Annotated in this window: 6 protein-coding genes; 3 read left to right on the plus strand and 3 right to left on the minus strand. The window is 62.2% G+C overall.

Translation table 11 applies throughout. The annotated features are described in order from the left end of the window. The first annotated feature begins 2 nt into the window (after window positions 1-2). Entirely contained in the window at window positions 3-878 is an 876-nt protein-coding gene (locus B7L09_RS06605; protein WP_094468230.1) for an SDR family NAD(P)-dependent oxidoreductase, read from the plus strand. Here the strand turns inward: B7L09_RS06605 and B7L09_RS06610 are convergent. Together B7L09_RS06610 and B7L09_RS06615 are read right to left on the minus strand one after the other, a co-directional pair. Next, window positions 814-5,325 (minus strand): hemagglutinin repeat-containing protein, encoded by a 4,512-nt coding sequence (locus B7L09_RS06610; protein WP_094468231.1) that lies wholly within the window; start codon window positions 5,323-5,325, stop codon window positions 814-816. The two genes, B7L09_RS06605 and B7L09_RS06610, sit on opposite strands and share 65 nt — an antisense overlap. Window positions 5,326-5,430: 105 nt before the next feature. Then, the gene (locus B7L09_RS06615) at window positions 5,431-7,158 is read right to left on the minus strand and encodes a ShlB/FhaC/HecB family hemolysin secretion/activation protein (RefSeq protein ID WP_094468232.1); all 1,728 of its coding nucleotides are present in this window, start codon (window positions 7,156-7,158) and stop codon (window positions 5,431-5,433) included. 239 nt (window positions 7,159-7,397) lie between these two features. Here B7L09_RS06615 and B7L09_RS06620 point away from each other — a divergent pair, with 239 nt between their 5' ends. After that, complete coding sequence (locus B7L09_RS06620) at window positions 7,398-8,519, plus strand: HlyD family secretion protein (RefSeq protein ID WP_094468233.1); 1,122 nt, start codon at window positions 7,398-7,400, stop codon at window positions 8,517-8,519. Next, window positions 8,516-10,108, plus strand: a complete 1,593-nt coding sequence (locus tag B7L09_RS06625; protein WP_094468234.1) for a DHA2 family efflux MFS transporter permease subunit — start codon at window positions 8,516-8,518, stop codon at window positions 10,106-10,108. Before B7L09_RS06620 ends, B7L09_RS06625 begins: the two co-directional genes overlap by 4 nt. Here B7L09_RS06625 and B7L09_RS06630 read toward each other — a convergent pair whose 3' ends face one another. Further along, on the minus strand, window positions 10,109-10,549 hold the full coding sequence (locus tag B7L09_RS06630) for a carboxymuconolactone decarboxylase family protein (RefSeq protein WP_094468235.1): 441 nt from the start codon (window positions 10,547-10,549) through the stop codon (window positions 10,109-10,111). Window positions 10,550-10,658: the final 109 nt, after the last annotated feature.

Raw genomic sequence — 10,658 nt, forward strand, 5'->3', positions numbered from 1 at the left:
CTATGAGCATGTACATCGTGACCGGCGGCACCCAGGGCATCGGTGCCGTCACCGTAGAGCAGTTAATCGGCCAGGGCATGTCAGTGGTGTTCACTGGACGTGACGTCGATGCGGGAGAGCAGCTGTCCCAGCGCCTGCCGGGCAGCACGTTCGTGGCGGGCGACGTGCGGCAAGAGGCCGACTGTCAACGCGTCGTCTACCGCGCACTGGAACTGGGTAACGGCTCCTTGCAAGGTCTGGTCAACAACGCCGGCATGGCCGGGCGCAAGGCGCTCACACAGACCTCACAACTGGAATGGGACACGATGTTCGAGGTCAACACCCGCTCGGCATTTTTCTTCATCAAGCACGCCTTGCCCGGCTTGCAGGCGGGTCATGGAGCGGTGGTGAATGTGTCGTCGATCGCCGGCAAGACCGGCGAAGAGGGACTGGCCACTTACTGCGCCAGCAAGGCGGCCTTGATTGGCATGACGCAGGCGCTGGCCCTGGAATATGGCGCAAGCGTACGGTTCAACGCGGTGTGCCCCGGTCAGATCGCCACGCGCATGATGGACGCGATCATGAAGGACGCACCTCGTCTGGCTGCCCTGACCGCAAGGATTCCCGTAGGCCGCCTGGCCGCGCCCGAAGAAGTGGCCCAGGCGATTTGCTGGTTGCTGTCGCCAGCGTCCAGCTACGTCAACGGTACGGTGTTGACGGTGGACGGTGGAAATGTGGGAGCGAGCTTGCTCGCGATGCGGTGTTCCAGGCGAGAATTTTCTCGGCTGTACCGCCGCTATCGCGAGCAAGCTCGCTCCCACAGAGTCTTGCGTTTTAGATGTTTTTTTCGTCGATCCCAGCCTGTAACGACTGACTATCGAAATGACCGCCAAGGGTGACAGGCCCCAGTTTGACGCTGTGCTCACCCGGTGTTGAAACGACCGGTTTACTGGCTTCACCCTCTGCCTTTTCAGGCAAATCCAGACCGGCGTTGACCCCATAATCACGGTTGTCCACGGTCGTCGTGCTGACCTTCGACCCACCCAGATCAACGCGGCCTTCAGTGGACGAAACCCGTGCACCGGTCAGCTGCGTTGCGCCGCCTACCTTCAGGTTCACGCCTTGGGTGCCACTGATACCGGAAACCTGGCTGACGCTGTCTTTATGCGCGTAGCCACCCTCAAGTTTCAGCGTCGGTTTGTAGTCGGTCCCGCCCGGTTTCACATTCTCTGCGACTGTGTCCTTGTCGGACGGTGCGGCCTTCTTGCCCGTCAGGCCGAGGTCAACATCAAGCTTGGCGCTAGTCTGGCTGTCCTGGCGGCTTTCCACGTTCAGGTCACCGCCGACCTTGCCGCTGACGCTCGCCGCATCGATCCGCGCGCCCGCCAGACGAGTATCACCCACGCTGTTCAACACCACGTTGTCAGCCTTGATCTGGCTGTTCTGCTGGGTGGTGCCTTGCTGGTAATCCACGCCGACCTTGGCCCCGGCATTGAAGCCGTGATCACTCGTGGCGACGTTCTGTTCATCCACCACAACCGGCGTGCTGTTGCTCAGGTTGCCGCCGGCATTCAGAGCCACATTCCAGTTGCTCCGGTTTTGCGTGGACTCGGCCGACTCCTGATAGATTCCGCCATTCTGCGCATCAAGACTGACGCCCGGGGCGTTGACCTGAGTGCCTTGCAGGTGGATCGCCTCACCGCTGAGGGCGATGCTGTCCTGGCTGTTGAGCTGGCCGCCGGTCAAGGTCCGGCTCGATTCGTTGACCCGACCGATGTTGAAATTGCCGCTCACGTTACCGCCCTGGTCAGCACTTTTCTCCGTGCTGGTTTTGCTGCCGCCCACCTTGAGGCCGCCGCCGAGGTTGCTGCCGGTCGCGGTGTGGGTGTCGGTCGCCGCTTGCAGATCGAGTTTGCCGCCAGCCTTCAGGTCGATGCCACCCACTGTGTCGACCTTGGTCCCTTGCTGGATCTGGTCGCCACCGCTGCTCAGCAGCACCGGACCTTTACCCTGAATGCTCGCCACACGCGCCTGGCTGTCTTCAGTCTGTTTGCCGGTGTGATCGAGCTGGAAACCAGCGCCAAGATCGACATTGGTGCCGTTGGTGCCCGGCGCCGTGCCGACGTTCAACGAGCCGTTGCCGCGCAGGCTGGAGGTGTCGCTGCTCTGATGGTCATTGGCCTGGTTCAGCGCCAGTTCGCCGCCAGTCTTGATCGCAACACCGCCCTGCCCGCCATCGAAATGGCTGCCTTCGAACTGACCATCGCCGCGCAGGTTGATGTTCACGCCTTCGCTGCCGGCATAGCGGCCGACGACGGCGTTCGAGCTGTCTTTGCGCGTCTGGCTGCTGCCGCCCGCGCCGCTGCCGGCGACGTTCACGTCCTCACCGGTTTTGGTGTAGACCCGCACGTCAGCCTTGGCGTCCAGTGCCTGATCGGTGCTGCTGTGGGTATTGCTCGCAGCGCTCGCCACCAACGTATCAGCGTTGATATTTACCTTGCCCGCGCTCGCCTTATATTGCGTGCCTTGGTCCTGCAACGTCCCGGCCACGTTCACATCCACGGTGCTGCCCTTGAACTGGCTGGCCACGGCGTTGCTGGTTTGCTCGGTGTGGCTGGCGTTCTGATGACCGATGGCGACGTCGATGCCCACGTTGGGTTGACCGAGATTCGCCAGTGCATCCTTGTCCGGCACCTTGCCGGCGAGTACGTCCTTGACCGCGCCGGCGATTGGCCGGGCGATGTCTTTGTACTCGACGTTGGCGCCGATGTCCGCCGACCAGTTGCTGTCTTTATGGGTGCTGCTGTCGGTGTTGTGCACAGCGCGATTGTCGACTTCAACTGCGGCGACATTCAGGCCTTTGCCGGCATCCAGACGCGCGCCTTCGGTGGTCAGTTTGCCGGTGTTGATGGTCAGGTTGCCGCTGCTCTGCACGCCGGTAGTTTGTGCAGTGGTTTTGCCGGTGGTGTCTTGTGAAGTGCTATGCGCGAAATCGACACCACTGCCAGCACGGTCGAGACCGCCGGTGTAGTAGAAGCCGCCGCGGGTGCTGGTTTGATCGGTCGAGGTGCTGTGGCTGTCCTGTTCGGCCAGCAGCGAGACATTTTTGCCGGCCAGTGTCGCGTCGCCGTGGGTGGCGCTGACCTCGGCGCCCTTAAGCGTCAGGTCGCCGCCCCCCACCAGTTGCACGGTGCCGCCGCTGAGGCTGGAACTTTGCTGCTTGACGTCGCTGTTGGTCACGGTTTGCTGCTTGTCTTCGTAATGCACACCGGCACGATACTGCCCCGCGTCCGGGCCGTTTTCCCTGGCGTAGGCATCGAAGCCGCGCGTCTCGGTGGTCGTGCTGCTGCCGCGAGTGTCTTGCGCGGAATGCACCTTCACATCCCCCGCCGCGTCAGCACTCAGGGTGCCGCCGGCCTTGACCGTGGAACCGGCCACCTCAATATCCTTGGCGCTCTTGAGCGTAAGGTTGCTGTCCGAGGTCAGCTCGCTGCGCACCGTGCTGCTGTCCTTGGCGGTCTGCCGCGTTTCGTCCTTGGTGATGCCGAAGAACTTGCTGTCCTTGTCGTGGCTGTTGGTGTGAGAGGTGTCCTGCACGCCATCGATCACCAGCGAACCCTTGTCGCTGATGACGCTGGATTCGGTGCCGCCGCGCACCTGGCTGCCACTGATNCGCACTTCATCCGCCTTGACGATCAGCTTGCCGTCGGCGTTGANTTTGCTGCCCTGGTTCTGGGTCTTGCCTTGATCGGCGTCGCCGGTCTTGCCAAAGAAACCACCGCCCACCAGATCGCCCGAGTATCGGTTGTCGCTGTTGCGCTGAGTGCGGCTGGCGCTGGTGATTTCCACCTGTTTGCCCGCGAGGTGGATGTCAGCGGCGCTGCTCAATTCAGCCCCTTCGGAATGCAACAACCCGGCGGTTTGCAGGGCGATGTTGCCGCCCTTCAAGTGGCTGGTGATGCTGCGCTGCTCTTCGCTGCTGGTGTTCCAATCGGCTTTCCACAAGTGTTTGCGATGGTTGCCCTGATCGGTCTGGGTGTGGCTTTCAGTGGCGGCGCTCAGGCGCAGATCGCCGCCGCTTTGCACGCTCAGATTGTTCGCCGCTTCGACCTTGGCCGCTTTCAGTTCAGTGTCGCCAGCGGACGACAATTGCGCGTCTCGGCTGGCGAGAATCTGGCTGCCATGCTGGCGTGAATCGCTGTCGGTCTGCGTGCGGTCGTAGGTTTCCCAGGTGATGCCGAGGGTGCTGTTGTTCCAGTTCTCGCGCTTCTCCTGGAGACGGCGACTTTCGACGGTGGTCAGGGTCAGGTTGCGGCCGGCGTCGAGTTTGACGTCGCGACCGCTGACGTCGGCGGCGGCCAGGGTCAGGTCCTTGCCGCTGTGCAAGCCAACGTCACCCTGGCTGCTGCGAACGCCTGCCCGGACCACTTCGAGACTGTAGGGAACGGCTTGGCCGCTGATGCTCAAATCGCCTGCCGAGCGAATCTGCACGCCCTCACGACCCGCGACCTGCACCGGCCCGACCCGCACACCCGCGCCGTCGGCGGTGCTGACGATGTTGATGCGCCCGGCCTGCATGGCACCAAACAGGCTGGCGTCGATGCGTTGATCGGTGGTGTTGCCGGCCGGGTCCACGGTTTTCACCTGGCCCGAGGCGTAATCCACCTGATTGCGGCCGACGGTGAGGTTCAGTTGATCCCGAGCGTTGAGGCTGCCCTGGCTGTCGATGCGCGGGGCGATCAGGTTGATCGAGCCCTCACGGTTTTGCAGGCCCGCGCCCTGAATCTGCAACGTCCCGGTGGCATCACGGGTGCTCAGGGCTTGCAGCTTGCCGTCGTTGANTTCAGGACGGCCCACCACCAGGCTGGCATTCGGGGTGTTGATGAAACTGCCGCCGTTGACAGAGATGCCGTTAGGGTTGGCCAGCACATAGTCGGCCGCCCGGCCAAAAATCTCCTGGGCGCCGTTGAGGGTTGAGGCGTTGCGGCTGATCACTTCGTTGAGGATCACGCTTGCCGCCTGGCCCTGGAACTGCGGGTTGGCTGCCAACTGCCCGGCGAGTTGGGATTGGCCGGCCTGCAAGGCGTTGTTCAGCACGACGCCCTGGCGGTCGACGTTGTAATCGAGGAACTGGTTATGCGACAGGCCCGAGCCGTTGGGCGCAACGATATTGACGATCGGCACGCCGCCCTGGGTTTGCAGTTGCGCAGTGCCGCCGGGGCCCGGCGCGACCACCACGCCGCCCGCGAGAGCGCTGGGCAGATGGGCAATCAGGAACAGGCTGGCAATCGCCCAGCGCAGTTTTCCCCGAGGGGAAAGATGAAACGCAAATGTTTGTTCAGGCATAGGAACCTCTCAATAAAAGTGCGGCATCACGTTGCGCGTTGGGATGATTACCGAGGCTGTCGCGCACAGGTCCGACGGCTGAGTGTGTGTCGGGTGAGTCGGTGGTCATATCTGCAACCCCACGCGCATCAGCCAGGTCTCTGGCTCATGCCTTAAACCGCTGGGGGTGTTGAGGCTGCGTTGGTAATCGACGTCCACTTGCAGGTTTTTCCAGCTCAGGTTGACCCCGGCGCTGGCCCCGCTCAGGCGTTGGCCCTGGGCGCCGTGGTCGGCNTTGACCCAGCCGTTGTCCAGGCCCAGGCGTGGCGTGATCTTGACCGCCAGGTCGCTGTTGAGCGGCAGGCGCAAGGTGTTGCGCCANANCGCGCCGATGGCACCAGACGCACTGTTGACCCGGTAACCGCGCACGGCGGAATCGTCGGTGCCGAGCAGTTGTTCGATGGCCGGCAGCGGATCGGGGCTGTACTGCACGTTCAATTGGCTTTGCCACTGCCACGTCTGCTGACCGAACCTCCCGTTGCGCCATTGGCTGAGACCGGCGCGGTACTTGCGAAACTGCGCCTTGGGCAGGTTGTTGACCTGGCGCTGGGCATCGTCATCGGCACCGAACCAGGTCAGGCCTTGGGCGTAATTGACGTCGAGGTTCCACACCGCGCTGTTGAGCCAGAACAGGTTCACGCCGGCCTCGGCCACGGTCAGCGTTGGGCTCTGGATGCCCAGGCGAACCTTTTGCAGGTAGCTGTCGACGTCCTTGTAGGCCAGTTGCAGGTTGGCGCTGAGTTGATGGCCCTGGTCGCGCCACAACACCCGGTCGGTGCGCAAGCTGACCTGATCGGTGCGGCCGCTGTTATAAAACGTGGCGCTGCTGAGCTTGAAGGGCGAGCGGTATTCGGCATGGCTGGCGAACAGGCTGTAGGTCCAGTAGCCGTAAGGGATGGAATAAAACAGGCTGTTGCTGCGGCTGTAGCGATCGCCGCGATTGAGGGTGTCGCTGACGCTCACATTGAGGGCGTCGTTGAGTTCCAGCGGACTGTCGAGGCTCAGGCTCAAGGTGTCGCGATCACGCCCGGTGCTGGCGCTGCCGAGGTTGTCGACGCCCAGGCCCAACGCCCATCGCGACTGGCCGTTTGTGCGCGAACGCAGGATGATCCGCGAGGCGCCGGGCTGCGTGCCGGGGGCGATGTCGGCCGTCAGGTCAAGCGAACGCAAGCGGTTCAGTTGATCCAGGCCTTGTTCCAGGTCGCGCAGGTTCAGCGGCTTGCCGAGCATCCCGGGAAACGCTCCGCGTAANGACACCGGCAGGCTCTGGTCGGCCAGTTCGATGGACTCGACGTAACCTTCATCGACCACGATATCCAGCGATTGCCCGGCGACCGGCGCGCTGCGCAGGTACGGCCGACTGGCGATGTACCCCGCGTCCACATAAAGGCCGGTGATGGTCGCCAGCAGATGGTTGATCTGACCGACGCCCATGCAGGACGACAGTTGCGGCTTGATTCGCTCGTTGAGTGACTGGCTGCTGATCAGGGTAACGCCGCCGACGCGCGTGCCACTTAGCGGCCAGCAGCGTTCATCGGCGGGCACACTGGCGGGGACGGCCGGCGCGACTGGCGCAGGACCAAAGCTGCCGCGCTCCAGTTGCCGACGGCGCTGGTCCAGTTGCAGCTGTTGCAGATCGCGCTGCTGCTGTTGTTGCTGGCGCAGCACTTCCTGGCCTGGGGCGGCAGGCTCTGCCGCCTGGAGTGCAGAAGCACTCAGGCTCAACAACGAAGCCAACAACAGCGTGCAAGGCGAGGAACTACGACGAGGCACAACGCGAAACGAATACGGCACTCAACATCCCTGTCATCATCAAATGGCTTAATGCCATCCCATCAATGCGAGTGATAGTCAGATCGTTCCTACACAAATGCAAGACGCGTCCTACAACGCTTACATTTCTTAAACAATTGGTTTGTTTGTAGTGACCACCGACGACCTGACGACCGGAAGCAGAAATCATTTGCCACAAAATATTACCTACGTCATATTACACTCGTAATAAAGACCCGTTTCCCACAGGTATTCACTCAATGACCAGCATGCCCAGCCTCGAACCCGACGTTGCTGTCCCGGTGAGCACACCCAAGCCTCCCCTGCTCAAACGGTTGATCCTGCTGACGGCGACCATCGCGGCCCTGTTGTTTGCCGGGTTGTACGCGACGCATTGGTGGACGGCCGGGCGTTTCATTGAAGAAACCGACGACGCCTATATCGGCGGCGACGTGACAGTGATCGGCCCGAAAGTCGCAGGGTATATCGAAGAAGTGCTGGTCACTGACAATCAGAAGGTCAAGGCCGGTGACGTGCTGATCCGCCTCGACGCCCGTGACTACCGCGCCAACCTGGCCAAGGCCGAAGGCGCGGTGGCCGCCGAAGAAGCGTTGCTCGCCAACCTCGACGCCACCGAACAACTGCAACACGCGGTGATCGGCCAGGCCCGCGCTGGCATCGATGCCGCCGGCGCCGAAACCGCGCGTTCACGGGACGACAATGCGCGCTACAAAAAACTGGTCGGCAGCAATGCGGTCTCGGTGGAAAGCGCCCAACGCGCCGACGCGACGTTCAAAACGGCTCAGGCCCTCAGTTCGCGGGCCCAGGCCGAACTGCTGGCGGCGCAACGGCAGCTGAACGTGATCGCAACCCAGAAACAACAGGCCCGTGCCGCGCTGATGCAGGCCCACGCCGAACGTGATCTGGCGCAACTGAACGTGGGTTACACCGAACTGAAGGCCCCGGTGGACGGCGTGGTCGGTAATCGTCGGGCGCGGGTCGGCGCTTATGCCCAGGCGGGTTCGCAACTGCTGTCGGTGGTACCGTCCAGTGGTCTGTGGGTTGATGCCAACTTCAAGGAAGATCAACTGGCGCGCATGATTCCGGGGCAGCGGGTGGTCATTCATGCCGACGTACTGTCAGGGCAGGAATTCCACGGTCATTTGGGCAGCCTCGCGCCGGCCAGTGGCTCACAGTTCAGCGTGCTGCCGCCGGAAAACGCCACCGGCAACTTCACCAAAATCGTTCAGCGGGTGCCGGTAAGAATCATCCTCGATCCTGCCGATGGCGTACTCGGTCACTTGCGTCCGGGCCTGTCGGTGACCGCCGAAGTGGACACCCGCAAAGAACCCGAATCTCCGGCCATGGCCAGCGCGCCATGAGTCGCGCCCTCGCCGCCCCCGCGCAACCGTTCAATGCCGCGAACATGGCGACGGCGACCAAGGTCTTCGCCTTCGCCTCCATGTGTATCGGCATGTTCATCGCGCTACTGGATATCCAGATCGTCTCCGCTTCGCTGCGTGACATCGGCGGTGGGCTCTCGGCGGGCACCGATGAAACGGCGTGGGTGCAAACCAGTTACCTGATTGCTGAAATCATCGTGATCCCGCTGTCGGGCTGGCTGTCCCGGGTGTTCTCGACGCGCTGGCTGTTTTGCGCTTCTGCGGTGGGATTCACCTTGGCCAGCCTGCTCTGCGGCGCAGCCTGGAACATTCAGAGCATGATCGCCTTCCGTGCCCTGCAAGGCTTTCTCGGTGGCTCGATGATCCCGCTGGTGTTCACCACCGCGTTCTTTTTCTTCACCGGCAAACAACGGGTGATCGCGGCCGCGACCATCGGCGCAGTGGCTTCGCTGGCACCGACACTGGGCCCGGTGATCGGTGGTTGGATCACCGACATTTCATCCTGGCACTGGCTGTTCTACATCAACCTGGTGCCCGGGATTTTCGTCGCGGTGGCGGTGCCGATGCTGGTGAAAATCGACCAGCCGGAATTGTCGCTGCTCAAGGGTGCCGACTATTTGAGCATGGTGTTCATGGCGCTGTTTCTCGGCTGCCTGGAATACACCCTCGAAGAAGGCCCGCGCTGGAACTGGTTCAGCGACAGTACGATTCTGACCACGGCGTGGATCAGCGGCCTCGCCGGTCTGGCCTTCATTGGCCGCACCCTGCACGTGGCCAACCCGATCGTCGATTTACGCGCCTTGAAGGATCGCAACTTCGCCCTCGGCTGTTTCTTCTCGTTCGTCACCGGGATTGGCCTGTTCGCGACCATATACCTGACGCCGCTGTTCCTCGGCCGGGTGCGCGGCTACGGTGCGCTGGACATTGGTCTGGCGGTTTTCTCCACCGGCGTGTTCCAGATCATGGCGATTCCGCTGTACGCCTTTCTGGCCAATCGTATCGACCTGCGCTGGATCATGATGACCGGCCTCGGGTTGTTCGCGCTGTCGATGTGGGATTTCAGCCCGATCACCCATGACTGGGGGGCCAAAGAATTGATGCTGCCGCAAGCCCTGCGCGGAATCGCCCAGCAACTGGCCGTGCCGCCGGCGGTGACACTGACCCTCGGCGGACTGGCGCCGGCACGGCTCAAACATGCCTCAGGGCTGTTCAACCTGATGCGAAACCTGGGGGGCGCCATCGGCATCGCCGCGTGTGCGACCATTCTCAACGACCGTACCAACCTGCACTTCACGCGGTTGGCGGAACACCTGAACAGCACCAACGAAGCGCTGAACCAATGGCTGTCCCAGGTCGGCAACAACTTCGCCGCCCTCGGCCAGAGCGGCGACGCCGGCGTCACCGCCAGCCTGCATCAACTGTGGCTGCTGACTTACCGTGAAGCGCAGACGCAGACCTATGGCGACGCCTTTCTGATGATCATGGTCTGCTTCATTATTGCCACAGTGATGGTGCCCTTGATGCGCAAGGTGCAACCACCGGCCGCGCCGTCAGCGGATGCTCACTGATCAGGCTTGAGGCATTTTGCGGAAACCCACCGCCAGACGGTTCCAGGCGTTGATCGTGGTAATGGCCACGGTCAGGTCGACCAATTCCTTCGGGCTGAATTCGGATGCCGCCAGTTCGTAGTCTTCATCCGGTGCGTGAGTCTGGCTCAGCAGGGTCAAGGATTCAGTCCACGCCAGCGCCGCACGTTCACGCGGGGTGAAGAATGGCGTTTCACGCCAGGCCGACAGTGTGTACAGACGGCGCTGGTCTTCACCGCCCTTGATGGCGTCGGCGCTGTGCATATCCAGGCAGAAGGCGCAGCCGTTGATTTGCGAGGTGCGCAGCTTGACCAGTTCGATCAGGGTCTTTTCCAGCGGCAACTTCGAAACAGCGCCTTCCAGCGCGATCATGGCTTTGAGGGCATCTGGGGAAGCGGTGTAAAAATCGATGCGAGGTTTCATGGTGGACTCCAATAGCAAGGGGTGGAGCTAAGTTAGTCCTGACGACGCCGTGGACAAATAGCCAATATTTCAGAAGTCGAGGAGGCCATTGGCGGGGCCGATCAAAAAG

Origin of the sequence: Pseudomonas mandelii (genome assembly GCF_002251635.1) — a bacterium.
In the GTDB taxonomy this organism is placed as follows: Bacteria; Pseudomonadota; Gammaproteobacteria; order Pseudomonadales; family Pseudomonadaceae; genus Aquipseudomonas; species Aquipseudomonas mandelii_B.

Coding starts and splice junctions, on each gene's coding strand:
- B7L09_RS06625 (WP_094468234.1), top strand. CDS start 8,516: ATGAGTCGCGCCCTCGCCGCCCCCGCGCAACCGTTCAATGCCGCGAAC.
- B7L09_RS06605 (WP_094468230.1), top strand. CDS start 3: ATGAGCATGTACATCGTGACCGGCGGCACCCAGGGCATCGGTGCCGTC.
- B7L09_RS06630 (WP_094468235.1), bottom strand. CDS start 10,549: ATGAAACCTCGCATCGATTTTTACACCGCTTCCCCAGATGCCCTCAAA.
- B7L09_RS06620 (WP_094468233.1), top strand. CDS start 7,398: ATGACCAGCATGCCCAGCCTCGAACCCGACGTTGCTGTCCCGGTGAGC.